16 protein-coding genes are annotated in these 26,224 nt (G+C 66.0%); 3 read left to right on the forward strand and 13 right to left on the reverse strand.

Features of this window, described 5'->3' with window-relative positions:
- Positions 1–35 precede the first annotated feature (35 nt).
- On the reverse strand, positions 36–986 hold the full coding sequence (locus ACCQ09_RS05515; protein WP_052844654.1) for a hypothetical protein: 951 nt from the start codon (positions 984–986) through the stop codon (positions 36–38).
- Here ACCQ09_RS05515 and ACCQ09_RS05520 point away from each other — a divergent pair.
- Positions 985–1,137, forward strand: a complete 153-nt coding sequence (locus ACCQ09_RS05520; RefSeq protein WP_162866366.1) for a hypothetical protein — start codon at positions 985–987, stop codon at positions 1,135–1,137. The genes ACCQ09_RS05515 and ACCQ09_RS05520 overlap by 2 nt on opposite strands.
- Before the next feature lie 71 nt (positions 1,138–1,208).
- Here the strand turns inward: ACCQ09_RS05520 and ACCQ09_RS05525 are convergent, their stop codons facing one another.
- The 8 genes from ACCQ09_RS05525 to ybaL form a co-directional block, all read right to left on the reverse strand.
- Positions 1,209–2,417, reverse strand: a complete 1,209-nt coding sequence (locus ACCQ09_RS05525) for a type III PLP-dependent enzyme (RefSeq protein WP_040940827.1) — start codon at positions 2,415–2,417, stop codon at positions 1,209–1,211.
- On the reverse strand, positions 2,414–4,183 hold the full coding sequence (locus ACCQ09_RS05530; protein ID WP_228427678.1) for an IucA/IucC family protein: 1,770 nt from the start codon (positions 4,181–4,183) through the stop codon (positions 2,414–2,416). Before ACCQ09_RS05530 ends, ACCQ09_RS05525 begins: the two co-directional genes overlap by 4 nt.
- Positions 4,161–5,339, reverse strand: coding sequence for an MFS transporter (locus ACCQ09_RS05535; RefSeq protein ID WP_070690059.1), 1,179 nt, complete (start codon positions 5,337–5,339; stop codon positions 4,161–4,163). Before ACCQ09_RS05535 ends, ACCQ09_RS05530 begins: the two co-directional genes overlap by 23 nt.
- Positions 5,336–7,138: an IucA/IucC family protein gene (locus tag ACCQ09_RS05540; RefSeq protein WP_228427676.1), complete on the reverse strand. Its 1,803-nt coding sequence runs from the start codon at positions 7,136–7,138 to the stop codon at positions 5,336–5,338. Before ACCQ09_RS05540 ends, ACCQ09_RS05535 begins: the two co-directional genes overlap by 4 nt.
- Positions 7,135–8,361: an ATP-grasp domain-containing protein gene (locus ACCQ09_RS05545; protein ID WP_076054234.1), complete on the reverse strand. Its 1,227-nt coding sequence runs from the start codon at positions 8,359–8,361 to the stop codon at positions 7,135–7,137. Before ACCQ09_RS05545 ends, ACCQ09_RS05540 begins: the two co-directional genes overlap by 4 nt.
- A 185-nt stretch (positions 8,362–8,546) precedes the next feature.
- Positions 8,547–10,676, reverse strand: a complete 2,130-nt coding sequence (locus ACCQ09_RS05550; protein WP_075285429.1) for a TonB-dependent receptor family protein — start codon at positions 10,674–10,676, stop codon at positions 8,547–8,549.
- Positions 10,677–11,438 carry an HpcH/HpaI aldolase family protein gene (locus tag ACCQ09_RS05555; protein ID WP_228427674.1) on the reverse strand — a complete coding sequence of 254 codons (762 nt, stop codon included), beginning with the start codon at positions 11,436–11,438 and terminating at the stop codon, positions 10,677–10,679.
- A gap of 192 nt (positions 11,439–11,630) precedes the next feature.
- Complete coding sequence (gene ybaL / locus ACCQ09_RS05560; protein WP_228427672.1) at positions 11,631–13,328, reverse strand: YbaL family putative K(+) efflux transporter; 1,698 nt, start codon at positions 13,326–13,328, stop codon at positions 11,631–11,633.
- 1,077 nt (positions 13,329–14,405) lie between these two features.
- On the opposite strand from ybaL, the gene ACCQ09_RS05565 reads away from it, so the two are divergent.
- Complete coding sequence (locus ACCQ09_RS05565) at positions 14,406–15,599, forward strand: cytochrome P450 (RefSeq protein WP_228427671.1); 1,194 nt, start codon at positions 14,406–14,408, stop codon at positions 15,597–15,599.
- A gap of 102 nt (positions 15,600–15,701) precedes the next feature.
- Here ACCQ09_RS05565 and ACCQ09_RS05570 read toward each other — a convergent pair whose 3' ends face one another.
- From ACCQ09_RS05570 to ACCQ09_RS05585, 4 genes are all read right to left on the reverse strand, one after another.
- A complete protein-coding gene (locus ACCQ09_RS05570; RefSeq protein WP_012437649.1) occupies positions 15,702–18,101 on the reverse strand; it encodes a TonB-dependent receptor plug domain-containing protein in 2,400 nt (799 codons plus the stop codon).
- Between the two features lie 333 nt (positions 18,102–18,434).
- On the reverse strand, positions 18,435–20,822 hold the full coding sequence (locus ACCQ09_RS05575) for a TonB-dependent receptor plug domain-containing protein (RefSeq protein WP_228427669.1): 2,388 nt from the start codon (positions 20,820–20,822) through the stop codon (positions 18,435–18,437).
- Positions 20,823–21,097: 275 nt separating this feature from the next.
- Positions 21,098–21,523: a VOC family protein gene (locus tag ACCQ09_RS05580; protein WP_043877724.1), complete on the reverse strand. Its 426-nt coding sequence runs from the start codon at positions 21,521–21,523 to the stop codon at positions 21,098–21,100.
- Positions 21,524–21,709: 186 nt separating this feature from the next.
- Positions 21,710–24,091, reverse strand: a complete 2,382-nt coding sequence (locus tag ACCQ09_RS05585; RefSeq protein ID WP_228427667.1) for a TonB-dependent receptor plug domain-containing protein — start codon at positions 24,089–24,091, stop codon at positions 21,710–21,712.
- Between the two features lie 178 nt (positions 24,092–24,269).
- On the opposite strand from ACCQ09_RS05585, the gene ACCQ09_RS05590 reads away from it, so the two are divergent.
- Positions 24,270–26,186 carry an ABC-F family ATP-binding cassette domain-containing protein gene (locus ACCQ09_RS05590; protein WP_228427665.1) on the forward strand — a complete coding sequence of 639 codons (1,917 nt, stop codon included), beginning with the start codon at positions 24,270–24,272 and terminating at the stop codon, positions 26,184–26,186.
- Positions 26,187–26,224 lie beyond the last annotated feature (38 nt).

The raw sequence follows: 26,224 nt of genomic DNA on the forward strand, positions 1-26,224 counted from the left end.
TGAGAAGCGACGTGTGCGAGTGAGTGTGGGCTCCATCAATTGTTTGCTTCAAGCAGAGACCTGATCCGCTCTACATCCCTCTCCAAAAATTTCAGCTGGGCCGGAGGAATGAAGTTGTGCTTGATCTGGCTTTCGAAACTTGAGCCATTACACATGCCAGCCATGCATGCACTATCCATGCGAAAAGACCCGAGGCTGCACTCGGCTCCGGCACGGCAGGCAGCCAGCTCCCACGCATACTCGGAGTAGTTGCCACCAGGCTGCGATGCATAAGCCCCCAGGTCAACAGATGCCTTCGCTAAACTCAACATGTCCCCGAGCGCGAATATCGCTTCGGGATCTCTGCTCTGAAAGGCTTTGGCCACGAGTTCGCGATACGCCGCCTCAGTCGGCTGATTTTCGATGGTTGTCGCGACTTTTATCTGTGCGATCAAATCTCCGCGCCGGGCAGCTTCGGCATACCAGAGCTGGTACGCCACCATCGGGATGCGTTTGCCACTATCGATCGAATCGCAGTAGTGCGAAAGGCGTGCTCCAGCCGCTACATAGTGCTTCGAATTCTCCACATCCGCCTTTGCAAAAGACGCCAGCGTTCCCCTGAAATTCTCAGGCGACTGGCTGCAGAGCATGCAACGCTCGTAAATCTGTGCGAGCTTGCGCTGGGCCACAGGGTCGCCCGACTCCGCCCTGTTCCTCGTGTCGTGGAAATCGCGATCAATCTCAGCGCTGGAGGCCGATGCCCAAGTTGTTGCAGGCGTCGCATCATGCCCAGCGCTGGTTACCCGGTCGCTAGCCTCTGAAGCATCCACGGTAGCGACCTGCTTGCCGGTTGAAGGCGCGTTTTCCAGGACATCGGGTTGCCCGCGCACATAAAGCAAGGCGATGGTCACCAACGCCAGCACTGCCATCGCGGCCAATGCGATTCTTTTCAACGGTGTTCCACGCATAAGAAGTTGCACGGCTTCCATTCCCAGCAGGCACGACATGGTTGATACGTTGCCTGGTCGCGCAGGAGCTGCGCAAGTCGGCCAGGTGTTGTCGGATGTTGGCTTTGCACTGCAATCGCTGAGCCTCGCCTGGCAACTCAGTTCAATCACCGCTTTAAAGCTCTTTCCCCGGAATATCTTAGCTGAGTGACGCAAGCGCGGGACGGTCGCCTGGGCGACGACGACATGCAGGACGTTGGTGGGCCGCCAGCACGTAAAAGCTCAGTGCTGCACCGGCAAAAACACCCTCTGCGGCGGCGGGTGCATCAGGAACTGCTGATGCGAAATATTCCACGCATACGCACCCGCCAACGGGAAGGCCAGGCAGTCGCCGGGGGCGAGCGCTGCAACGCGCTGATTGCGGGCCAGCACATCCTTGGGCGTGCAGAGCTGGCCGACCAGGGTGACCGGGGTGTCGCGCAGCACCGGTGCGTGTGCACCGCGCACCACCACGCACGGATGGTCGTGGCCTTGCGCGGCCGGCGTGCGGAAGTGATGGGTGCCGCCACGGGCAATCGCAAACCACGCGCCGTGGCTGCGCTTGATGTCCAGCACCTCCATCAGGTACCAGCCGCAGCTGGCGCTGACATAGCGGCCCGGTTCCAGGCGCAGTTGCAGGCCGTCGCCGTGCGCGTGCAGCACCGCGGGCAGCCCGGCGCAGAAGCCTGCCCAGTCGAACGAGGCCTCTGGCGTCAGATAGTCCACGCCGAAGCCGCCGCCGGCATTGACCAGCAGCGGGCCCAGGCCATGGCGCTGCCGCCAGTGCTGCACGGTGCGCAGATACGCCGCGATCAGGTGCAGCTGCGCGGCGGCGTCGCGTTGGTGCGACATCAGGTGGAAATGGAAGCCGCGCAACTCCAGTGCCAGGCTGGCGCGTAGCTGCATCAGCGCAGCATCCAGGTCGTCCGGGTCCAGCCCGAATGGCGATGGTTGGCCGCCCATCATCAAACGCGTGGTCTGTGCACCGGGCACGGCGATGTTCATGCGCAGGAACACCGGGATGCGCCGGCGGTCGGGCTGGGCGATCTGCCGCGCAATGGCCGCCAGCCGCTGCAATTCGCCCACGCTTTCCACATGCACGGTGCAGTCGGGCAGGCGCACGGCCTGCGCCAGTTCGCTCTCCAGTTTGCCCGGCCCACCAAACAGCAACGCCGCATCCGGTTGCTGCTGGTGCAGCCAGGCGAGCTCGCCACCGGATGCGGCTTCGAAACCATCCACATAGGGCGCCAGCGTCTGCAGGATCTGCGGTTCGGCATTGGCCTTGGCGGCGTAGAACAGCGTGCAGCCGGGCGGCAGCTGCGCACGCATCCACGCTGCATGCGCATCCAGTGCGGCCAGGTCGTAGACGTACGCACATAGCGGGGTGTCGCTGTGTGCACGTAACTGCGCCACCGCTGCGCGCACCGCCGTGGCATCGATCTGCAGACTCATGCGGCCACCTGCTGCACTGCATGCATTGGCGCGATGGGGTTGGGCAGGGCGGTGTAGTCCGATTGGCGATCTGCACGTTGCAGCAGTCGTGTGCCCAGGTTGTTCTTGCCGGGCAGCGGTGCGCCGTCGATCAGGCCTTGCAGCGCCGGCTGCGCGCCATTGCGCTGCTGCCAGCGTGCGGCAATCTCGGCCACGCACTGCCACAGGCGTGCTTCCAGGACCGCGGCGCCATCGCTCAGGTGGAAGATCGCTTCGGCCAGATTGTTGACCAGCGCGCAGTAGGCCACGCGGTTCCAGGCCTGCTCGGGCGTGTAGTACAGCGATTGCCGTGCGCGCTCGCCCACGCCATGCAGGCGCGCAGCCGGCCAGCGTTGCGCGAGCAGCTTGGTGCCTTCCAGATCGCGGATCCACACGCGCGTGGGCCAGCCATCGCTGAAGCCAATCACGGTGTTCTGCAGATGCGGTTCCAGCGCAATGCCGTGCTGGAACAGCGCACTCCACACACCATCCAGCAGCAGCCCGGCATATGCGCGAAACCAAAGCACGGTGGCGGTGTGCCGGTTCAGGCGATGGACGCTGTGCGCACGCAGCGCAGCGGCGGCCACGCTGTGGCCCTGCGCATCGCAGGTGAACAGCGCGGCCGCCACTTGCGGGCGCCAGCGCGCACGTTGTGCGGCGGTGGGCGCCTGCCGATACAGGATGCCGAAGCTCTCGGCCAACGCACGCGTGGCCAGCGGATCTGCTGCGGCCAATGCCGGGTCGAACTGGGTGACATCCAGCGAAGTGGCAGCCGGCTCCAGCATCACGTCGAAGCCGGGCACCTGCGCGGCCAGTGCCTGCCAGCTCGGTGCCAGCAGGTGGGTCAGCGCCACCGCGCTTTCCAGCTCATACCAGGCGTTCTTGCGCACGCAGTTGGTCAAGCGCACATGTACCGAACACTTGAGGAAATACGCCAGCGCCGGGTGGTACAGCGTGCGCACCGACGAGGTGGGCCGCAGTGGCTCGCCCAACACGCCCACGGGTGTGATCGCGCCGCGTGCCTGCAATTCCTGCAGCAGTGGATCATCGCGCAGGCGTTGCACTTCCCATGGGTGGCAGGGGTACAGATCGTCGTGGCCGCTGAGCTGTTGCAAGGTGGCACGCACATCGCGGCCCTGCACGCGCAGCAGGCGCGGGTCGATGCGGAACCAGTACAACGCAAACGCCGCACGTGCTTCCGGTGCGCAGGCCAGGACCTGCGCCAGCGCCACACCTTCGCGGCTTTTGGGCGTGGGGTGCAGTGCGTGGCCCCATAGCAAGGCCTGTTCGGCATCGATCAACGTATCGCCGGTGGGCGTGGCGGCCTGTGCCTGGCGCAGTAACGCGGCGGTGATTGCCACGCTGTTGTCGCTTTGCGCCAACAGTTCCGGGTTGACCGCATGTGTGCTGCCCAGTGCCTGCAGCAGGCTGCGCGCCAAGGCATGCCCGTCCAGGCTTTGCCAGGGCTGCCCGGCGGCCTTGAGGAACGGCGTGGACACGAACCGGCAGCGGCCCAGCCGGTCGGCATGGGCAATGCGCACGCACAGCACGCCCGCGTCCCCCAATGCGATCCGCAGCCAGCGGTCGTCTGCGGTGAGTGCGCCGGGGCGATCCGGGCCGGTGTAGTCGAAGTCGGCAGTACCACGCGGGATGGCGAACTCGCGCAGGTAGCAATTCAACCAGCAGGCGCAGGCCTGCGCATCGGCCATGCTGTCGAACCAGGGGTCAGGCATCGTGTGCGGCGACATCGGCAATTCTCCTCGACGGAAAGCGCACCAGGACGGTGAGCGCAGCAGCGGCGGCCGCCAGGGCGGCGGCCAGGAACGGTGTGGTCGGGCCCCAGCGCTGGGTCAGCGCACCGGCGGCGACGCCGGCCAGCACGCCGGCCCATTTGCCGCAGGCATCGAAGCGGCCGAACAGACGCCCGGCGCCCTGGCCAGTGGCCACGGCAGCCAGGCTGCGGTTGAGCCCACGCAGGCCGAACAACATGCCCAGCCCGAACAGCAGGCGCGCGCCCGCCATGGCCACGGTGTCGTCGAGAAACGCCTGCCATGCGCAGGCCAGTGCAAACACCAGCAAGCCCGGCACCAGCCAGGCCGCGCCATCGCCGCGGCGCCACCACGGCAACACCACCAGATAGACCAGATGCGGCAGGCTGTAGAGCAGCCCAGCCAACGCGTCGTGCCCGGCACCGCGCGCCAGCGCATACGGAATGAAATACGGAAACGTCACAACCATCGCGAAGCAGAACAGGAACTGCGCCACCATCAATGCCGGCCAATTCGCGCTGGCCATGGAGGGCAGTGCCTGGGTGGCGCGTGGCGATGCGGTGCGCGGGCTGTGGGCGGGTGGAGCCGGTTGGTCGGCCGGCAAGCGCCAGGTCAGCGCGAAGGCCACCAGCGGCAGTAGCGCCAACGCGCGGTACAAGGCTTGCGCCGGCCCCAGCGCCACCGCAAGCCCGAGCAAGGCCGGCGCACTGACCATCGCCAACCGCGCCGAGTACTGGGTCCAGTCCAGTGCACGCGCCAATGGCCCGGCCTGCGGCTGGCTGGCCAGGTACGCGTTGGCGGCCGCCAATGAGCCGCCGCAGGTGCCCTGCACGATCAGCCCGACCACCAGCCAGGGCAGGGTGGGTGCGAAGCCGGCGATTGCAAAGCCCAGCGCCAGCCCGAGTTGGGCACGCAGCAGCGAGCGCTTGCGTCCATAGCGATCGGCCAGCCGCCCCCAGGTGCTCGCGGTGAGCGCAGTGCACAGGGTTGGCAGCACATACAGCACGCCGCTCCAGCCGATTGCCGCCGACGGTGCCAGTTCGGCCAGCACCTGCGGCAGAAACAGCGGCATGCCCAGTGCGGTGAAGGCGGCCAGGTAATGCGCAGCCAGCACCGGGCCGAGGATGCGCTTCATCGCTGCGCCACCTGCCGGCGCAGTGCCGCGTCCTCGGCATCGGCAAAGGCCGCGCCAAACGGGTTGGGTGCGCTGTCGCCGTAGAACTTGTTGATATCGCGTGCTCCGGTGTGCTGTTTGCTCAGCAGGCTGCCGGCGCTGAGCAGGTACTTCACCGGGAGCTGCGGTGCGGCGAGCAAGCGCCGCGCCGGTGCGGTGTCGATGCGCTCGGCGTCCAGCTGCGCCAGCGTCTGCGCCAGTTGCGCCTGCAGCTGCGCATACAGCGGTGCCCGCAACGCGGGTTGCCATTCGGCCAGGCCCTCGAGCACGGCCTGCAGATCCAGCTGCAACACGATCGTGCAGAACATCTGCGCCAGTGCCTGCGCATCGTCCACCGCAATGCGTGCATCGTGCAGCGGGCCGAGCGTGTCGATCTCGGGCAGCTGCGCGCGCAGCTGCGGCAGCGCGATGCGTGCGGCGTCGTTGTCCTTCATCAGCAGGCGCGTGGGCTGGCCGGGTGCATACACCAGCACGCTGTTTTGCTGGTTGGCTTCCAGCGCGATGCCATAGCGCAGCCATAGCCGCAGATGCACGGCAAGCAGCAGTTCGGTGTAGTCGCGCCACCAGGCCAGCAGGTCGCCACCGCTGAAGGTCTCGGCCAGATGGATCGCCATCGGCCGGCCATCGGGCATCAGGGCGCACAGCGCAGCCACGGGCACCAGGGTGGCGGTGTCCAGCGCTGGGTAGCGCCGCAGCAGGTAGGCCAGATGCCGGGTCTGCCCGACGTGCCCACCGTGGGATTCGTCAACGAACACGCAGCGCCCGCGCAGCGCGGCATCGTGCGCATCGATGCGGCGCAGCGCCTGCTCCAGCCAATGGCCGTCGTACAACGTGGAAGGCTTGATCAGGCGCAGGTTCAATGCGCCGAGCGTGCGCATCGGGATCGGCAGTTTGAGATGCAGGTGCGGATGCTGCATCGGCACCAGCGTGCGCACCGACAGCGTCGGGCGCACCGGCAGGTACGTCAGCGGTGCACGCACGCTACCGGCAGGAAGTGCAAACCCGTCCTGTTCCAGCCGCGCCCACACCAGCGGATGCACTGGCCAGAGCTGGTGTGTCTGCGCGAGTTCGGCCGGCAACCCCACGCGCGCAAGGTCCGGCCATAGCTCCGCAGGCGGCGTGCTGGTGCAACTCACCTGCGCCTGCGGAATGGCCAGCCACTGCAGTGCAAACGTTGGTGCGAATTCCGGTGCATAGGCGCGCAGTTCGGCGGGCGCCAAGCCGGTCTTGGCGCGTGCGGTGGGATAGAACGGATGGTCGCGGTAGCTGGCCAGCTGGTCGCAGCGGTACGCGCGCTCGGCAGCATCCGCTGCGCGCAGGGCCTGCGCCAGGTGCGGTGCCTGGGCGGCATACGCGTCGCGTGCCAGGCCGCGATGTGCGGCGGCGCACGCGGCTTCATCGGCGTAGGCGCGGTGCAACTGTTGCGTGTCCGGATCCAGCCCCTGGCTGAGGCGTTGCAGCCAGGCGGCTGCGCCGTGTTCCAGCTGCACCACCGTGCCGCGCTGCACCAGCCAGCGATCGGTGCACGCGCTGGTCCGCTGCAGATAACCCCCGTGGTGAATCGGTAGCCATACGGTGCCATCGGGCAGGTGTGGGATGCGCCACCACTGAGTGGGCGGCTGCGGCGCGGCCCAGTGCGCCAGCAGCGCGGCGTCGGGCATGGCCGCGCTGCCGCGGCTGGCGATGCCGCGCAGATCTTCGCGCAGGCAGGCATCGATGATGCGCGTGGTGATGTAGTGCTGATCGGTCGCGTTGCTCATGCGCGCAGCTCCGGTGGGTCGATCCGCCACTGCAGGCCGGCTTCGGCCTGGTGCACGGCCTGCTGCAATGCATCGGCATCGCGCGCCAGTGCGCTCAGCACGCCGAGGTAATCCTTGTTGGAATGGCTGAGCCGGATCTGCTCGCCGGGCACGCGCATGCGGCGGTACTGCACATCGCTGTGCGCGCTGCGGTGGTTGCGGTCGTCGCTGGCACTGACCAGCTCGCCGGCATGTTCGGCCACGTAATAGCGCAGCAGTGCGTGCGTGCGCTCGCTGTGCAGCAGTGGCAGCGGCTGGCCCAGGTGCGGTGCCAGCGCGGCGGCAAACCACTGCTGGCCGAACATTGCATCGAGCAGGAATTCGCGCCGGTCGCCGATGCTGCGGTAGTTGATCTCCACCAGCACCGGCCCGTCGCGGGTGAGGATGAATTCGCTATGGCATAGCCCGAAGCCCACGCCGAACGCCCGCAATTGCGCCAACGCCTGCGCGATCACCGGCGTGTCCACCTGCGCGTCCCATTGCGCCTCGCATTCGACAAAATGCGGTGGCGGCGACAGCCGCACCTTGAACCCGCCGATGGCCTGCAGGTGCTGCCCGTCGCCCAGCGTTTCCAGCGTGAAAAAGTCACCTTCCAGCAAGCCTTCCAGCAACACCGTGCGTTGCGGGTGGCGTTGCCACACATCGTCCAGATACGCCTGCAATTGCGCGGCATCGGCGCACTGGCGCACATCCAGGCTGGCCACGCCCTCGCGCGGTTTGGCCACCACCGGCCACGGGATCTGCGCAGGCAAGGCCGCGCCCGGCGCCAGCGTGCAAAACCAGGGCGATGGCATCCCACGCGCCTGCAGGCGCTGGCGCATCGCCGCCTTGTTCTTGGCGGCGTAGCACACCTGCCAGTCCTTGCCGGGCAGCCCCAGGCCGGCAGCCACCAGCGCGGTGCTGGTCTGCAGATGATCGCTGTTGCTGAACACCGCGCGTGGGTGCACGCCGGCGTCGTGCAGCACGTCCAGCACGCCCAGCGGATTGAACACATCGCAGGCGATCACCCGCTGCGGCGCGTGTGCCGGATGCGCGTTGAAGTGCGCAAGGTGCTCCAGGCGATGGTCGGTCAGCAGCCACACCGGCAGACCCTGCGCGTGTGCTGCAGGCAGGAAGCCATCGGTGATTGCCGGGTGGCAGACGTGGGTCAGGATCACCAGCGGTGCATCGGGTGTTGCGTTCATGGCAGCTCTCGTTCGACAGGACGGTGGGGTCAACCGGTGTAGAGCGGGCTGCCTGGCATCGCACACGCGACACGGGGTGGCCTACGACGCAGCAGGTCGCATCGCCGCAGGGCGGCGCGAAGTGCGCCTCATGCGCACTGTCTTCGGTAGTGCGGCAGCGTGATGCGGCTGCCGCGTGGCGCAACTCAGAACGTGTATTCGAGTCCTGCAGTCACGGTGCGCCCGGGCGCGGCCTGGCGGCCCCAGGGGCTGGTATCCACGCCGCGGAACCAGTACTGCCGGTCGAACAGGTTGTTGATCGCCAATGATGCGCTCAGCTTCTGCCCGCCGCGTTCCAGCAAGGTGTGGCTCACTTGCGTATTCCACACCCAGTACGACGGCAGTTCGCCAACCGAGGCAATGGCATTTTCCTGCACCGTGTTGGCGGCATCGCTATAGGCCTTGCTGAAGTAGTAACTCGACAGCGCGACAGTGGTATGACCGAGCGCGTAGGTGCCGCCCAAGGTGATCTGGTTGCGCGAGGTGTAAGGCACACGCAGGCCATCGAAGGCACCCGATTCCTGCCGCGCATCCAGATACGCGTAGCCGGCGTTGAGGGTCAGCGCACGCAGTTGCTCCGGGCTCCATTGCAGTTCCAGCTCGCCGCCTTGATGGCGGGTCTTGCCAAGGTTGCGGAACACCCGCGTTGTGTTGTCCAGCTGGATCTGCTGATCGAAATCAATGAGGTAGGCGCCCACCTGGATGCGGGTGCGCTCATTGGGTTGATAGCGTGTGCCGAGCTCGTAATTCCAGGCCAGCTCCGCGTCCAGATTGTTGCCGAAGATGATCTGGGTCACCTGCGGCGCGCGCATCGAGCGTTGCCCATCCGCATACACAAACCACTGGTCGTTGGCCTGGAAGCCAACCGTCAGGCCGGGCAGCACATCACGGGTCTGGTTGAGCGTACTCACGCCGGTGGCGCGGTTGAAATAGCGCGAATCCAGCCGCTCGTACCGTAGGCCCGGGGTGATGGTCAGGCGCGCATCCGGCAGCGTGATCGCGTTGCTGACATAGGCCGCCAACGCACGGTCTTCGAACTGCCAATCGCGCACGCTGGTGAACAGGCCATCGCGCAGGCGCAGATTGCCGACCAGAAAATCGATGTCTTCATGTACCGCGCGTACGCCGGCGGTCCATTGTTGCTGCACGCCGCCGGCATCGCCCATGCGCCAGGTCAGGCGCGGCTCACTGCCGACCACACGAAAATCACGCGGCGCCGTCTGGCGCAGTTGCGGTGGCAGATCCGAACGCCAGGTTTCGGTGGCGGCTTGGCGCATGCCGACAATGAAGTTGCGGCTGCTGCGCGCGCTGAAGTTGGTCCATGACAGCCGCACGTCCTGCAGCGGGCCCCAGTCGCCAAACACCTGCTCGTAGCTCAACGACGCGCGCGTGGTGCGGCCGTTGAAGCTGTCCAGCGGCCGAGTGGATTGGCGTGGATCGCGGCGGTAATCGTCCGGGCTCAGCGCGCCGGCCAGATCCATGTCCACCAGATACCGCTGCACGCTGGCCTTGAGCAGCTTGGTATCGTCGATCCACCACTCCGCACGCACGCGCAGGTTGCTGATGTCGGTGTCGCTGTGCGCGCGCCAATACTCGCCGTAGGTGCGGTTGGCATCCACCTGCAGGCCAAGGCTGTCGGTGACGTAGCCACCGCTGCTCAGCGCGCTGTCCTGCAGGAACTGGCCCTGGCCACCGGCAGTGATCTTGTGCGCCAGGGTGGTGGTCCAGTCGCTGGGAATCTCCTTGCTGACCAGGTTGATCACGCCGCCCACGTTGTTGGGCCCGTATTGCACGGCCGCGCCGCCGCGCACGATGTCGATGCGGTCGATCTGGTTCAAGCCGACCGGGAACAGCGAAAGGCTGGTTTGCCCGTACGGCGCCAGTGCGAGCGGAATGCCGTCTTCCAGCACCTGCACGCGCCCGCTGCGGCTCTCGTACAGGCCGCGCAGCATGAGTTGCGGCAGGGCGCCGGTGCCGGTTTCATCGAAGATCTTGATGCCGGGCACGCGCTGCAGGGCATCGTCCAATGAGCGATTGCCGCCATTGCGCAGTTGTTCGCGGTCGATCACCTGGCGGCTGCCGGCGTAGCGCTGCACGTCTTCGGGCTTGGAGCGGCCCAGCAGGCTGCCTTGCACCTGCACCGCATCAAGCGCGCGAATCGAAGTATCGGTCTCTACCGCAGTGCCGTCGGTCTCGCCGGCCCGCGCCAGCGGTGCAGCGCTCAAGGTGGTGGCGGCGATGGCAATGGTTAGGGCGTGGAAACGGAACGTCGGCATCTACGGCGTGCTCCTGCAGGCGGGTGATGAAATGGGTGCGGCAAAGGTGGCCAATTGGGCGCGTAATGCGCGTTGAATCAGGGCACGGTCTTCGCCGGCAAGCAGCCAGCGCAGATCCGGTTGCTGCAGCCAGTGCGTGCGTTGCGCGTCGGTACGTGGGTTGGGGCAGAACGGCACCGCAGCGCTGCGGCATTGCGCGTCCATTTGCAGCAGCAAGGCCCACACCTGTGGATGCGTGGGCTGTGGCCCAAGGCCCAGATCCAGCGCAAGATCGAGCGCGCCTTCCATCACCAGGGTCACGCCGGGCACGGCCAGAATCTGCGGCAACGCCGCAATGCCGGCCGCGCTTTCGATCATCGGCACAATGCGGATGTCGCGGTTGGCCTGCGCGATATAGGTGGGCAGATCTACGTTTCCGAAGCCGGTGACGCGGCCCCCAGTGATGCCGCGCCGGCCCAGCGGCGGAAAGCGTGCCGCGGCGATGGCGGAGGCCAGTTGTGCCGCTGACTCGGCGCGCGGAATCACGATCCCGCGTGCGCCGGCATCGAGCACGCGACCGATCAGTTTTTCGTCCACCTCCGGCACGCGCACCCAGGCCTCGCAGCCGGACAGCTCGCAGGCGCGGATGGCGTGTTCCAGCTCATCCGGCGCGCGCAGCACATGTTCCAGGTCCAGCACCACGAACCCGTAGCCGATGCGGCCCAGCAGTTCGCACAGCTGCACGCTCGGCAGTGCATTCAGAACGCCAACACGCAGTGACATGGATGAGTCCGCCAGTGGAACGGGCGCTCATCCTGCGCTTGATGGGAATGATTATCAAGTGTATTGAAGGGCGTTTTTATGGGTCGCGAGTCGCATTTCTGCATGGCGGCGCAGCGGAACTTGCACGGCAAAACGCCCGCCTACAGTGCGTGTTGGCGGGCGTCTTTTTGAAAGGCGATGTGTTGTCGCCAATTACGACGCGGGCACACGCAATGCGCGATACGGCGGGGTGGACATCACCATCTCGGCCAGCGAGTACGCCAGCTCGCGTTCGGCCAGCACGGCGCCGTCGGCACCGTGTTCGAGCAGGTGCTTCACTTCTGCATCGCTGTGCGCGCGGGCCAGCAAGGTCAGTGACGGGTTGAGTGCGCGCAGCTTGGCCAGCGCTTCGCCGGCTTCCAGCGGCTGCGGGATGGCCAGGATCGCAATCTTGGCCTGCTCCGGGCGCGCTTCGGCCAGCACGCGGTCGGCCGCGGCGCTGCCACGAATCCCGGGAATGCCCGCCGCGTGCGCCTTGGCCACATGGTCGCCGTTGTCGTCGATCACCAGTACCGGCACGCCGCGGCTGCGCAGCAGTTGCGCCAGCGCGCTGCCTACGCGGCCATAGCCGATCACGATGGCGTGGCCGTCCAGTTGCAGCGGCGGGCCGGGCGGCAGTTCCGGCTCCACCGTCGCCGGGGCGTCCTGCGCCTGCTTGGCCTGCCAACGGTCCAGCCACGAGAACAGGAACGGATTGGCCACGATCGACAACAACGCCCCGGCCAGGATCAGGTCGCGCCCGGTTTCAGGCAGGATCGCCAACTGCACGCCGAGCCCGGCCAGGATGAAAGAGAACTCGCCGATCTGCGCCAGGCTGGTGGAAATGGTGAGCGCGGTGCCGGTGGGGTGGCCGAAGGCACGCACGATCACGAACGCCGCCAGCGACTTGCCCACGGTCACGGTCAGGAAGGTGGCCAGCACCTGCCAGGGATGGGCGATCAGGATCATCGGGTCGAACAACATGCCCACCGACACAAAGAACAGCACCGCGAATGCATCACGCAGCGGCAGCGAATCGCTGGCCGCCTTTTGGCTGAGCTCGGACTCCTTGAGCAACATGCCGGCGAAGAACGCCCCCAGCGCGAACGACACGCCGAACAACTTCGCCGACCCGAACGCCACTCCCAGCGCAATGCCGAGCACGGCCAGGGTGAACAACTCGCGCGAGCCGGTGGCGGCGACCTTTTCCAGCGACCATGGGATCACCCGGCGCCCAACCACCAGCATCACCGCGACGAAGGCCACCATCTTCAGCAGCGTCCAGCCCAGTGCGGCCAGTAGCGAGGTCGACTCGCCGGCATGTTCGGCAGCGCCGGCGCTGCCGCCGAGCACATTGGCCAGCGCCGGCAACAGCACCAACGCGATCACCATCACCAGGTCTTCGACAATCAACCAGCCCACCGCGATCCGGCCGCGCTGGGTTTCCAGCAGGCGGCGTTCTTCCAGCGCACGCAGCAGGACCACGGTGCTCGCCACCGACAAGGCCAGGCCAAACACCAGCCCCTGTATCAACGGCCAGCCCATGCTCCATGCCAGCGCCCAACCCAGAAGCGTGGCCACCACGATCTGCGCCAGCGCACCGGGCACTGCGATCCACTTCACTTCCATCAGGTCGTCGAGCGAGAAGTGCAGACCCACCCCGAACATCAGCAGCATCACGCCCAGCTCGGAGAGCTGGTTGGCCATGGTCTGATCGGCCACGAAGCCCGGCGTAAATGGCCCGACGCATACGCCGGCCAATAAATAGCCAACCAGCGGCGACAGCTTGACTTTTTGTGCGAGCGTGCCCAGCACGAAGGCGACCGCGAGGCCGACGGCGATGATGTCGATGAGGCTGGTGTCGTGATGCATTTCAATCCGTTGTGAGAGTGTCCGGGAGACGGCGAGTTGCAGCCAGCCAACGGCACTGCGCCGGGCATCGCCTGCGGGCATGCAACCTGTTTGCTGGAGTCCGGCGCGAGGGGAACAGGACCGCGGGGCGGTCCGGTTGGCCGGACACCCATAGTACACAGCGCTCGATTAACGCGATGCGACACGCGTGGAGGTCTTTGCGTGGCTGCTGGCAGCGCGTGCGGCGGCAAGCAGCCTGTGCACGCGTCGCGTGGTCATCGTGGCGTGCTGATGCGCGCAGAGGCCGATGCCGGCGCGGGCACTCGGCACTGCTTTGCGTGGCTGTGGCACAGCCTGGGCTGTTGACCCACCGTGATGCGATGAGGCAGCGGCAAAGCGGTGATCGCGTAGGCCGTCAGTAGCAATCGTGGGCATCGTTTACCTTGCGTGTTGCGCCTCGCTCTGCAGGTGCAGATGCAGGTGCGGTTGCAGTTTGCAGTTGCACCTGCATTCGTAGTTCAGGGCAGCCGCACTTCGGGACAGTTGCAGTTGGCGCGTTACCTGTGGGGGCGACTCCGCATCAGCGAGCCCCGCAGCTCCGCTTTAGTGCACGTGCAGCGCCGTTGCTGCGGCGCAGCGTCAACGCCACACGCACCGCGATGCTAGCGAGCCCGACGCAGCCTTCCCGGCTTGTTCGCTCCACGAACAACAGCTGCGCCACGCCCGGCGGCAGCACATCGCGCAGCGCAAGAGCCTGCTTGCCTGCACGCCGCCGCCGCCGCAGCGGCGAAGACCGCAATCCACACCGCGCGGGGTTGTTGCCAGCGGAGCAGACACAGCGCCCATTGTCCCGCCGCGCAGTAGCCGCTGCGCCGGCCAACCTCTCCCAATAGCAGGTGACCGCCGAGTAGCCACTTCCAGCACGTGGCGCACCTCAACGCTCCGATCTCCTCGACTTTCCGGACACCGCTTCGCCCTGCGGCAGGGCATGTGCCGATGAGAACCCAACACTGGGCGCGGTCGATGTGTGCGGCGCCTGGCCGCACACGCGCCATACCGCCTTCGCGGCTGCGAAGGCAGGCATTGCACGGAACCACTATGCAGCTCAGCGACTTTGCAACACCGGCTTTTCGGCAAGACCCATACCCCATGTATGCGCGTTTGCGCGCAGCTGGCCCGCTGTTGCAGATCAGCGACAACGGCTGGGTGTCTGGCCACTACACCGTGGTCGATGCACTGCTCAGCGACCGCCGGCTGGGCCGCAACTACCTGGACAGCATCCGTGTGCGTTATGGCGCGAACGCAGCGGAGATGCCGCTTTTCCAGGGCATGAGCCGCATGTTTCTGCTGCTCAATCCGCCGGTCCACACCCAGCAGCGCGCATTGATGACCAAAGCCTTCGGGGCGCGCCAACTGGAGGCGCTACGTGAGGTGGCCGTCGACACTGCCGACGCGTTGCTCGATCAGCATGAAGACAGACGTAGCTGCGATCTGCTCAATGACTTCGCGATGCCGATGACGATCTCGCTGATCTGCCGGATGTTGGGGCTGGCGGTGACCGATGTGGTGGCGCTGGGGCAGGCGAGCAGTGCGCTGGCCAAGGTCTTCGACCCATTGATGCGTCCGGAAGACATGGCACAGGCCACCGCGGCATACACGACGTTGGAGCAGTATTTTCGCGCGATCGTGCTGCAGCGTCGGGATACGCAGGAGGATGATCTGATCGCGCGCCTCATTGCCGCCGAAGACCATGGCCAGCGCATGCCTGTGGATGACATCGTCTCCAATGTGATCATGCTGTTCACGGCCGGCCACGAAACCACCGCCAACATGATCTGCAATGCGCTCATCGCCTTGCACCGGCATCCCGAACAACTGCAGTTGCTGCGCGATACCCCCACACTGATGCCCAACGCGGTGCTGGAATGCATGCGCTACGACAGCTCGGTGCAGGTGGCCATGCGTTCGGTGTTGCAGCCCCTGCAGGTTGAGGGAACGACCCTGCCCGTTGGCGCCATCCTGTACCTGATGCTGGGCTCCGCCAATCACGACGCGGAGCAGTTCACCGCACCGCAGCAGCTGGATCTACGCCGCCAGCAAGGACGTGCACTGTCCTTTGGCGGTGGCGTCCACCATTGCCTGGGCAACCGGCTCGCATTGATCGAACTGGAAACCGCGCTGGAGCGCTTGCTGCAACGCGCGCCCGCATTGCGCCTGCCCGAGTTGGACAATTTGAGCTGGAACGAACGTGCCAATCTGCGCGGCATCCAGGCGTTGCACGCCACTTGGTAAGACGTTCGCTAACACCGGGATGACGCCGGTGGGCGATGTGCCGCGGGCAAAAAAAACGGGCCATCGCGGATACCGCGATGGCCCGGATCTCGCCGCAGTGGATCAGAACCGGTAGGTCACCCGGCCATACCAGTAACGGCCGTTGAAGCCGAACGGGGACAGCGAGGAATACTGCAGGCCGCCGGCACGGTCGTCGTAGGCGGTGGTCAGCTGCGCCTTGGTCGGGTACTGGTTGGTGAGGTTGTCCGCGCCCACGGTGAAGGTGAAGGCGTTCCAGGTCTGGCTGGCGGACAGGTTCAGGATCCAGCGTGCGTCATAGGTCTGGTCCTGGCTGCCGTCGACCGGGTCGCTGATGCGCTTGATCGAGCCGTACCGCGTGGCGTTGCCGTTGAGCGTGAATCCACCGATCGCCCAATCCGCCGAGGCCATGTACTTGGTGCGCGGCGTGGCATCGGTGAGCAGGCCCTGGCTGGCGCGGCCGAAGTTGGGGTTGGACAACTCCAGGATGGTGGTCTTGTTGTAGTTGGCGCTGGCACCCAGGGTCAGCTGGCCCAGATCGCCCAGATCGGCGATGTAGCTGTTGACCCAGTCCACGCCGCGCGTGCGGCTGGTGGCACCGTTGACGAAGAACTGCACCGCGGCCACCTGGCCGATCGGCTGCGCCAACTGCAACTGGTCCGAATACAGGATCTGGTCCCAGATGCGGATCTGGTACACGTCCAGGCTGGATGTGAAGTTGGCAGTTGGCTGCCAGACGCCGCCCAGGCCGTAGTTGCTGGATTTTTCTGGGCTCAGCGGGCGTGCGCCCAGCGCCAGTGCCACCGGGTCGGAGGTGCGGTAGGTGCCCACCTGCACCAGCTCGCCGTTCTGGATCAGCGTCACCACCGAAGCGTAGTTCTGCTGGGCCAGCGACGGCGCGCGGAAGCCGTTGGAGATCGTGCCGCGCAGCGAGAAGGTGTCGGTGAAGGCATAACGCGCCGACAGCTTGCCCGAACGCGTGGCGCCGGCATCGCTGTAGTTTTCATAGCGCCCGGCGATACCGCCGGAGAGCTTCTCGGTGAGGTTGGCTTCCAGGTTGGCGTAGACCGCGTTGCTATGCCGGCCGAACTTGCCTGCCACCGACGGCTCCAACCCGGAGAACACCTGTGCGCCACCGGGATACGGCGCGCCATCGGCCGGATTGATGGTGGTGGGATCGAAGAAATACGAGTCCGGCGAGCCGGCGGTGATGCGGTAGCGGTCCTGGCGATGCTCGGCGCCGAAAGCGACATTGACCGGATACGCCAGGCCCCAATCGAAGGCGCGGCTGATGTCCAGATTCACCGTGCCCTGCTGGGTTTCGAAGCCGCCGGAGTTGAAGTTTGTCGGCGATGCACCGGTGGTATAGAACAGGTTGGTGTTGATGCTGTTGAGGATATTGAAGCTCATGTCGTTCTTGCCGTATGACGCCGACAGATCCCAGTTCCACTCGCTCTCGGTGCTGCCCTTGATGCCGAGCACTGCCGAGCGATCGTTGACCGGGTTGTAGATCTGCGGCAGGAAGCCGTTCGGATAGATCGAGGGCACGTTGCGCGCGGGGTTGTCGGCGGCGCGGTAATAGCCGTTGGAGGTCACCTCGCGGCGGCTGGCACTGAAGTGGCCGTACAGTTCCAGGTTCGGCGAGAACTCGTAGCCGAACGCGGCCAGGCCCTGGTAGAACGTGGACTTCGGGTCGCCGTGGCGCTGGTACGGCACGCCACCGGGGTTGGGCGTGCCGGGCACGGTGGTGGCGCGGTTGGTGTTTTCGCCGCGGTTGGTGCTCATGGTGTTCTGGTAGTTCCACGACAGCCGCACCCAGCCTGGCGCGGTATCGCCGCCGGTGCCGCCGAAGCCCATGCCGACCGAGCCGTCGATGCCGTTCTGCTCGCCGTCGCCCTTGTCCATGAAACCGCCGTTGACCGACACGCTGTTGTCGCCGGTCTTGGCACCGTGCTTGAGCACGATGTTGACCACGCCGGCGATCGCATCGGAGCCGTATTGCGCCGAGGCGCCATCACGCAGCACTTCGATGCGCGCCACCGCCGACATCGGCAGCGAGTTGAGGTCGGCCGGCGCCGAGCCGCGCCCCACATACGGGTTGTAGTTGATCAGCGCAGAGGTGTGATAGCGCTTGCCATCCACCAGCACCAGCACCGCATCCGGCGACAGGCCGCGCAGCGTGGCCGGGCGCGCGGCATCGTTGCCGTCGGAAATGGCCGGGCGCGGGAAGTTCAAGGACGGCAGCAGCTTGCCGAGCGCGGTGGCGATGTCGGTCGCACCGGTCGCCTGCAACGACTGCTCGGTGATGATGTCGATCGGCGATTCGGATTCGGCCACGGTGCGGTCGGCTACGCGCGTGCCGGTGACGATCAAGGTGTCGAGGGTTTTCTGTGGGGGCGGCTGCTGTGCCTGCGCGGTACCGGCGAACGCGCTGGCGGCCAGCGCGATGGAAACCGCAATCGAAAGAGACGTGGACGTGTGCATGGGATGAGGCGCTCAGGAGGAAAGGGAAGCAGGGGGAAAGGGATGGAGCAGCAAACGCACGGCCATGCGGCATGCAGGAGCGCGACAGCGGCGGGCAGTTGCACTGCAACCGCAGCGATGGCGTCGTTCGTCCTTGCGTGGGGCAGGTGCAGTCAAATGCAGGTGCGCCGGTCGCCGCAGTGGCCGCGCCTGCAAACAGCGCGGCTTTAGGCCGATCAATGCACCGAATGAGGAGTCACCCCGGCGCGTCGTTGCCAAAGGCGCCGGGGCGGATACCGCGATGGAGCACCGGCAACGCCACCGCGAGGAGGCGTTGCCGGCTGTCCTAGTGACTTACCACTTGTAGTTCACGTTGGCGTACACCAAGGCGCCGTTGAAACCGAACGGCGAGGCGCTGCTGTAGGGCAGGTAGGTCCGCGTGCCCAGGCCGGCTTCCTGACGGTCGGGATATTCGTTGAGCACGTTGTCGCCACCGACAGTGAAGTTCCAGCTACCCAGCTTGTAGGAGGCGGCCAGGTCCAGCGTCCACTTCGCGGCATAGGTCTGGTCGCTGCCGGCGTTGGTGCCGAAGGTGGTGAATTCGCCCCAGCGCGTGGCGGTGCCGGTGAACGACCAGTTGCCCGGCGACCAGGTGCCGCCCAGGAAGAACTTGTCGCGCGGCGTGCCTTCGGTGATGCGGCCGAGCTCTGCACGGCCGATACGCACCGCGCCCGGATCGATGGCTTCCAGCGCGGGCGGATTGGCCGCGATCTGTTCGACCTCGGTCTTGTTGTAGTTGTAGCCGGTGGTCAGCTCCACGCTGCCGCTGTCCAGGTTCCAGCGATAGGTGCCGACCGCGTCCACGCCCTGGGTCTTGGTGTCCACCGCATTGGTGAAGTAGCGCCCGCCGCCGATCCCCGGGAAGCCATTGGCCTGCAGGTAGTTACGCGCCGCGATGGAGGTGAGGTTCTCCGACAGCACGATGCGGTCATCGATGTCGATGCGGTACGCATCGACGGTGATGTAGAGATTCTCCACCGGCTGCAACACCACGCCCAGACCGTAGTTCTTGGACTCTTCGGCCTTGAGCGGTTCGGCACCAAGCGCGATGGCGGCCGGGTTGTCGGTACGGAAGGTGCCGATCTCGAACGGAATCGCCGACACGCCGCCATTGGGCTGCGCCACGTTGAGGAACTGCGTGGCAATCGACTGGAAGTTCTGCTGCTGCAGCGACGGTGCGCGGAAGCCGGTGGAGGCGGTGGCACGCAGCGCCACCTTGTCGGTGAACGCATAGCGCAGCGACAGCTTGCCGGTGGCGGTGTCGCCGAAGTCGCTGTACTTCTCATAGCGCCCGGCCAGGCCGGCTGACAGCTTTTCGGTGAGATCCGCTTCCAGGTCCACATAGGCCGAGTGGCTGTTGCGGTTGTAGTAGCCGGCATCGGAGAGCTTGAAGCCCGGGAACACCTGCGCACCGGGAATCAGCGCGCCGTTGGCCGAGGGAATGCCGCCGTTGGCCGAAGAAGCCGCATCACCGGGCGATTGGTTGAACTTTTCGCCGCGCCATTCCGCGCCGAATGCCAAGGCAACCGGGTAGGCCAAACCCCAGTCGAGCGTCTTGGTGAAGTCGGCGTTGAGCACGTTCTGGGTGACTTCCAGGGTGCCTGCGTGGAAGTCGGTGGGGCTGGTCACGCCCAGGCTGTTGTTCAAGCTGTTGCGCACATCGAAGGTGAGGTTGTTCTGGCCGTAGTTGTAGCTCAGATCGATGTTCAAGCCGCCTTCGGTGGAGGTCTTCAACCCGCCCACCCACGACACGTCCTTGCTGACGTTGTAGATCTGCGGCAGGAAGCCGTCCGGATAGATCTCCGGGCGGTTGCGGTTGTCGCCGGCAAAGCGGAAGTAGCCGTTGGAGAGCACTTCGCGGCGGCTGACCATGCCGAACGAGTAGAAGGTCAGGTAATCGGTGGGGCTGTATTCGCCGTTGAACGACACCGCGCCCTGGTCGATCTCGGGATCGCCGTAGCGCTGCTCCACGCGGCCCTGGAACGGCAGCGCGCGGTTGGTCTGATCCGAATGCCCGGCCTGCGCGGCCAGGTGCACCTTGCCGGTACCGGCAAAGCTGAAGCCGGCATCGCCGGACAACTGATACTGCTCGCCGTCGCCGGCGCTGTACTTGCCGTAGCGGCCATTGACGCTGCCGCCTTCGCCGCTGCCCTTGAGCACGATGTTGATCACGCCGGCAATCGCATCCGAGCCGTATTGCGCCGATGCGCCATCGCGCAGCACTTCGATGCGCTCTACGGCGGCGATCGGAATGGTGTTGAGGTCGGCCGGCGAGGAGCCGCGCCCCTGGGTGTCATTCAGGTTGATCAGCGCGGTGCTGTGATAGCGCTTGCCGTTGACCAGCACCAGCACCTGATCGGGCGACAGGCCGCGCAGCTGCGCAGGGCGCACCGCATCCGAGCCATCGGAGATGGCCGGGCGGGGGAAATTCAGCGAGGGGATCGCGCGCGACAGCGCGGTGGCCAGCTCGGTGGTGCCGGTGGATTCCAGTGCCTGCGGCGAAATGATGTCGATCGGCGAGGCCGATTCGGCCACGGTGCGATCGGCCACGCGCGTACCGGTCACGATCAGCGTGTCGAGGGTCTTCTGGGTAGGCGCCTGCGACTGTGCGACAGCAGTTGAAGCGGAAAACGAGAGTGCAAGAACAACGGCAACAGCGAGTGGACTGGTCTTGCAATTCATGCGGTGACAACTCCGAGTGGGGAACGGATGCATCGCAGGGGGCCCCCTCCCGGGCCGCGTCCGTTGCGGCAGCTGCGGTGCGTTCCCAACCATTAACCACGCGTAACCACATGTCAAATTTTGGTTACGTTGCGCAAGTAACTGTCATCAATGACGTGCTACTGCCATCGTTGTCATCATGCACCAAAGTGATGCGTGGCTTGCACCACACCTGCAATGGTGCGGCCTGGTTTGCACCATGTTGGACAATGAATACCAGTTATGAAACTTCGGCATCAGTAGGTGATCTGCACCGCCTCCGCACTGCGTTGCGCAGGACCATGGAAGACCGCCTCGATGTTGTTGCCATCCGGGTCGAGCACAAACGCCGCGTAATAACTCGGGTGATACGGGCGCACGCCCGGCGCGCCGTTGTCACGGCCACCGTGTGCAAGTGCGGCGGCATGGAAGGCGTGCACCATCGCCACATCGTGTGCCTGGAAGGCCAGGTGATGGCGGCCGGTGAGTTCGCCCTGGGCAACGGTGTGGCGGTCGGACACGAACAGCTCGTCGGCCCAGAAGAATCCCTCGCCTTCGCCGCCCAGCGGCACGCCGAGCACATCGAGCACGGCGCCGTAAAAGCGCCGGCTCGCCTTCAGGTCCTGCACCACCAGATGCAGGTGATCGATCAAGCGTCCACGCGACAACTGTGCTGTTTCCATCGGAGCGCTCCACATGACAGGAGCGCACGTGATAGCACTGCCGAGGCGGGAAACCCTTCACCCGGCGTTGAGGCCTCCGGCAGCCACGCCATGCCGCAAACAAGGCCGCAGGGAGTAGCCGCCAGCGGCCCAAAACGCATACGCCCCGGGCAGGCCGGGGCGTGTGGACTTGCAGTATGGCAAGGCTTACCAGCGGTAGTTGATGCGGCCGTACACGTAGGCACCGTTGAAACCGAACGGCGACAGATTGCTGTACGGGAATTGCCCGCTGGTGGAGTTGGCGAAGTTGTTCTCGTCCGGGTACTCGTCCAGCAGGTTGTCCGCGCCCAGGGTGAGCGTCCAGCGGTCGATCTTGTAGCTGGCCGAGGCATCCACCACCCACTTGGCGCCGAAGGTCTGATCGTTAATCGCCGCGGCCGGGCGCGTGGTGTATTCACCGTAACGCGTGGCACCCAGCGCCAGTGTCCAGTGCTCCAGATTCCAGCTGCCGTTGATCAGGAACTTGTCGCGCGGGAAGCCTTCTTCGATGCGGCCACGTTCGGTGCGGTCGATGCGCTCCAGGCTCAACCCGTTGGCCGACAACGCGGCCGGGTTGGCGGCCACGCTGCGCACTTCGGTTTCCGAATAGTTGTAGCCGGCGGTCAGGTCGATGCTGCTGGCGGCGAGCTGCCAGCGGTAGCTGCCCACCACGTCGACGCCGCGGGTGCGCGTGTCCACCGCATTGGTGAAGTAACGGCCGCCGTTGATGCCGAAGATGCCTTGCGATTCCAGCAGCGAACGCACGCCGGTACCGGTGAGGTTGGAGGACAGCACGATGCGGTCGTCCACATCGATCTGGTACGCATCCACGGTGACGTACAGCGCGTCGGTCGGCTGCAATACCAGGCCCAGGCTGTAGGAGAGTGAGGTCTCCGCATCCAGCGGCTCGGCGCCGAGCGCGCGTGCCACCGTGCTGTCGGCCGGGAAGGTACGGATCTCGAACGGGTTCGGATTGCCGGCCAGGAAGGTGGTGCTGGTGGACTGGAAATACTGCTGCGCCAGCGACGGTGCGCGGAAGCCCGACGACACCGTGCCGCGCAAGGCGACCTTGTCGGTGAACGCATAGCGCGCCGACAACTTGCCCGATGCCTGGCTGCCGAAATCGCTGTAGTCCTCGTAGCGCCCGGCCAGGCCGGCGGAGAACTTGTCGGTGAAGTCGGCCTCGATGTCGGCATACAGCGCGTAGCTGTCGCGCGAGTACTGCCCGGACACACTCGGAGCAAACCCACCGAAGCCCTGCGCGCCACCGGCCAGCGTGCCGCTCTGGAAGTACGAGCCCACTTCGCCCGGCGACTGGTTCCACTTCTCGTTGCGGTATTCGGCGCCGAACGCCACCGTCACCGGATACGCCAGGCCCCAATCGAACCCGCGCTTGACGTCGAGGTTGACGATGTTCTGCGTGGTTTCCAGCGCGCCGTCATAGAACGACGTGGGCGAGGTCGGCCCCAGGCTCACGTTGAGCGTGTTGCGGGTGTGGAAGTCGATCTTGTTGTAGCCGTAGTTGTAGCTGGCATCCCAGTCCCAGCCGCTGGCGGTGGAGCCGCGCACGCCGGCGACCAGCGAGCGGTCCTTGGCGTAGGTCTGGATTTCCGGCAGGAAGCCCTGCGGATAGATCGACAGGATGTTCTGCGCGGTGCTGCCCGGCGCGCGGTAGAACGCGAACGCGGTGATGTCGCGGTTGCTCGCGGTGGCGAATGCGTAGCCGGTGATGCTGTCGCTGAAGTTGAATTCGGTGTTGGCCGACACCGCCTGTGCGTTGACGTCGGGGTCGCCGATCTTGAAGGCCTTCTGGCCAACGGCCGGCTGCGAGGCGCTGGGTGCGCCGGCGTAGGCGCGGGCGCGGTCGGTCGGGTCCTGCTGGTTGAGCTGGGCGGCCACGTGCAGCCAGCCGCGGTCGCCGCCGTAGGCCACGCCGGTGTCGCCGGACAGCTCGTAGTTGCTGCCGTCGCCGGCCGAATACTGGCCGAACCCGGCCTGCAGGCTGCCGCCCTTTTCCGCGCCCTTGAGCACGATGTTGACCACACCGGCGATGGCGTCGGAGCCGTATTGCGCCGACGCGCCGTCACGCAGCACTTCCACGCGCGCGATGACCGCGACCGGAATGGTGTTCAGGTCCACTGCCGCGGCGCCGCGGCCGATGGTGCCGTTGAGGTTGAGCAGCGACGAGGTGTGGCGGCGTTTGCCATTGACCAGCACCAGCACCTGGTCGGGCGAGAGCCCGCGCAGCTGGGCGGGGCGGATCGCGCTGGTGCCATCGCTCAACGCCGGGCGCGGGAAGTTCAGCGAGGGCAGCGCACGCGCCAGCGCAGTGGCCAGCTCGGAGGTGCCGGTGGCCTGCAGCGACTCGGCGCTGATGATGTCGATGGGCGATTGCGACTCGGCCACGGTGCGGTCGGACACGCGGGTACCGGTGACGATGACCGTGTCCAGGGTGTTGGCGGTGGCCGCCGGGGTGTTCTGGGCGAGGGCGGGGGAGGCAAGCAGCGCGGCGACGATGGCGGTCGCAAGCGTGGACAGCGGGGTATTCATGACAACTCCAAAACGAGGGCCCTGGCGGGACCAGCAAGGCTAGGCAGGCCGGGGTCGCGGCAAGGCGAAGACTGCCGCAGCCAACCTGAAGGCGCTAATTATTCGTTAACGCTAGAATGGCGTCGCAGGAATGCTGCTCATCTGCTCATTCCTTTTCGTTCTATCGGACTGTCCATCAATGATTTCCCTGCGCAACTTCTCCATGCGACGCGGCGAGCGTCTGCTGCTGTCCAACGTCGACCTGACCATGCATGCCGGCTACCGCGTCGGTGTGGTGGGCCGCAACGGCACCGGCAAGTCCAGCCTGTTTGCCGCGGTCAAGGGCGAGCTGGAAGCCGACAAGGGCGACGTCGACCTGCCCGGCAAGGTGCGCACCGCCAGTGTCTCGCAGGAAACCCCGTCCTTGCCGGACCCGGCGCTGTCGTTCGTGCTCGGCGGCGACATCGAGGTGTCCGCCATCCTGCAGAAGGAAGCCGAGGCGACCGCGCGCGAAGACTGGGAAGCGGTGGCCAATGCGCACCAGACCATGGCCGAGCTGGGCGCGTACGACGCCGAGGCGCGCGCTGGCAAGTTGCTGCACGGCCTGGGCTTCCCGGCCGATACCCACCATCGCGCGGTGTCCTCGTTCTCGGGCGGCTGGCGGGTGCGGCTGAACCTGGCGCGCGCGCTGATGATGCCCAGCGACCTGCTGCTGCTGGACGAACCCACCAACCACTTGGACATGGACGCGGTGCTGTGGCTGGAGCAGTGGCTGCTCAAGTACCCGGGCACCTTGCTGCTGATCAGCCATGACCGCGAGTTCCTGGACAACGTGGCCACCCACACGCTGCACCTGCACGGCGGCACCGCCAAGCTGTACGTCGGCGGCTACACCGATTTCGAGCGCCAGCGCATCGAGCACCTGCGCCAGCAGCAGATTGCGCACGACAAGGAACAGGCCGAGCGCGCGCATCTGCAGAGCTTCATCGACCGCTTCAAGGCGCAGGCCAGCAAGGCCACGCAGGCGCAGAGCCGCATGAAGCGCCTGGCCAAGATGGCCGGCACCGAGGCGGTGCGCGCCGAGCGCGAATTCCGCATCCAGTTCGCCCAGCCCAATCGGCTGCCGTTTTCGTTGATCCGGCTGAATCATCTGGATGCCGGGTATGCGGCTGCGCCGCGGGAATCGGGAATCGGGGATGGGGAATCGCAAAAGCGTGGGTCCAGCGATGCGATTACCGTGCTGCACGATGTTGGATTCGGGCTGGAGGCGGGCGACCGGATCGGGTTGCTGGGGCCCAATGGCGCGGGTAAGTCGACGCTGGTCAAAACACTGGTGGGTGAGCTTGCACCGCTGTCGGGCGAGCGCAGTGCGCACCCGGACCTGCGCATCGGCTACTTCGCCCAGCACACGGTGGAATCGCTGCACGAAGGCCAGTCGCCGATGGACCATTTCCGCGATCTGTCGCCGGACGGTTCCAATCAGGCGTTTCGCGATTTCCTGGGTAAATGGAATTTCGCCGGCGACCGCGCGTTTGAAGTGGTGGATGGCTTCTCCGGGGGCGAGCGCGCGCGCCTGGCGCTGGCGCTGATCGCCTGGCAGCAGCCGAACGTGCTGCTGCTCGACGAACCGACCAACCATTTGGATCTGGAAATGCGCGAGGCGCTGGCCGAGGCGCTGAGCGACTTCGAAGGCGCCATCGTGATGGTCTCGCACGACCGCCATCTGATCGGCCTGGTCTGCGACAGTTTCTGGCGCGTGGCCGATGGCGTGGTCGAGCCGTTCGATGGCGACCTGGACGAATACGCCGCCTGGTTGCGCAGCCGCCCGGCCGCGCAGGGCACCAAGCAGAAGATGGCCGAAGTGGCACCGACCCCGCCACCGCCGACCAAGCCACTGCCGCCAAAAAAAGCAGTCAATCCGCACAAGTTGGCCAGCGCCGAAAAGCGCGTGGGCGAACTGGAAGCCGCGTTGGCGGACCTGGACCGGCAGCTCGCCAACCCGGCCAACTATCCAGATGCCGACAAGATGGCGGTATTGGGCCGCGAGCGCGAAACCACCGCGCAGCAGCTGGCCGCTGCCGAAGCGGCCTGGATGGAGTTGCTGGACGGCGCGTAACGCGCAGGCGTTACGATGCGCAGCGAGCCAAGCACACG

The sequence above is a fragment of the Xanthomonas sp. NCPPB 2586 genome (assembly GCF_041475775.2).
GTDB lineage: Bacteria > Pseudomonadota > Gammaproteobacteria > Xanthomonadales > Xanthomonadaceae > Xanthomonas > Xanthomonas campestris.

Bases quoted from the DNA above. Each gene is read 5' to 3' on its own strand.
- ACCQ09_RS05520 (WP_162866366.1), top strand. From the start codon at position 985: ATGGTTGATACGTTGCCTGGTCGCGCAGGAGCTGCGCAAGTCGGCCAG.
- ACCQ09_RS05515 (WP_052844654.1), bottom strand. From the start codon at position 986: ATGTCGTGCCTGCTGGGAATGGAAGCCGTGCAACTTCTTATGCGTGGA.
- ACCQ09_RS05525 (WP_040940827.1), bottom strand. From the start codon at position 2,417: ATGAGTCTGCAGATCGATGCCACGGCGGTGCGCGCAGCGGTGGCGCAG.
- ACCQ09_RS05530 (WP_228427678.1), bottom strand. From the start codon at position 4,183: ATGTCGCCGCACACGATGCCTGACCCCTGGTTCGACAGCATGGCCGAT.
- ACCQ09_RS05535 (WP_070690059.1), bottom strand. From the start codon at position 5,339: ATGAAGCGCATCCTCGGCCCGGTGCTGGCTGCGCATTACCTGGCCGCC.
- ACCQ09_RS05540 (WP_228427676.1), bottom strand. From the start codon at position 7,138: ATGAGCAACGCGACCGATCAGCACTACATCACCACGCGCATCATCGAT.
- ACCQ09_RS05545 (WP_076054234.1), bottom strand. From the start codon at position 8,361: ATGAACGCAACACCCGATGCACCGCTGGTGATCCTGACCCACGTCTGC.
- ACCQ09_RS05550 (WP_075285429.1), bottom strand. From the start codon at position 10,676: ATGCCGACGTTCCGTTTCCACGCCCTAACCATTGCCATCGCCGCCACC.
- ACCQ09_RS05555 (WP_228427674.1), bottom strand. From the start codon at position 11,438: ATGTCACTGCGTGTTGGCGTTCTGAATGCACTGCCGAGCGTGCAGCTG.
- ybaL (WP_228427672.1), bottom strand. From the start codon at position 13,328: ATGCATCACGACACCAGCCTCATCGACATCATCGCCGTCGGCCTCGCG.
- ACCQ09_RS05565 (WP_228427671.1), top strand. From the start codon at position 14,406: ATGCAGCTCAGCGACTTTGCAACACCGGCTTTTCGGCAAGACCCATAC.
- ACCQ09_RS05570 (WP_012437649.1), bottom strand. From the start codon at position 18,101: ATGCACACGTCCACGTCTCTTTCGATTGCGGTTTCCATCGCGCTGGCC.
- ACCQ09_RS05575 (WP_228427669.1), bottom strand. From the start codon at position 20,822: ATGAATTGCAAGACCAGTCCACTCGCTGTTGCCGTTGTTCTTGCACTC.
- ACCQ09_RS05580 (WP_043877724.1), bottom strand. From the start codon at position 21,523: ATGGAAACAGCACAGTTGTCGCGTGGACGCTTGATCGATCACCTGCAT.
- ACCQ09_RS05585 (WP_228427667.1), bottom strand. From the start codon at position 24,091: ATGAATACCCCGCTGTCCACGCTTGCGACCGCCATCGTCGCCGCGCTG.
- ACCQ09_RS05590 (WP_228427665.1), top strand. From the start codon at position 24,270: ATGATTTCCCTGCGCAACTTCTCCATGCGACGCGGCGAGCGTCTGCTG.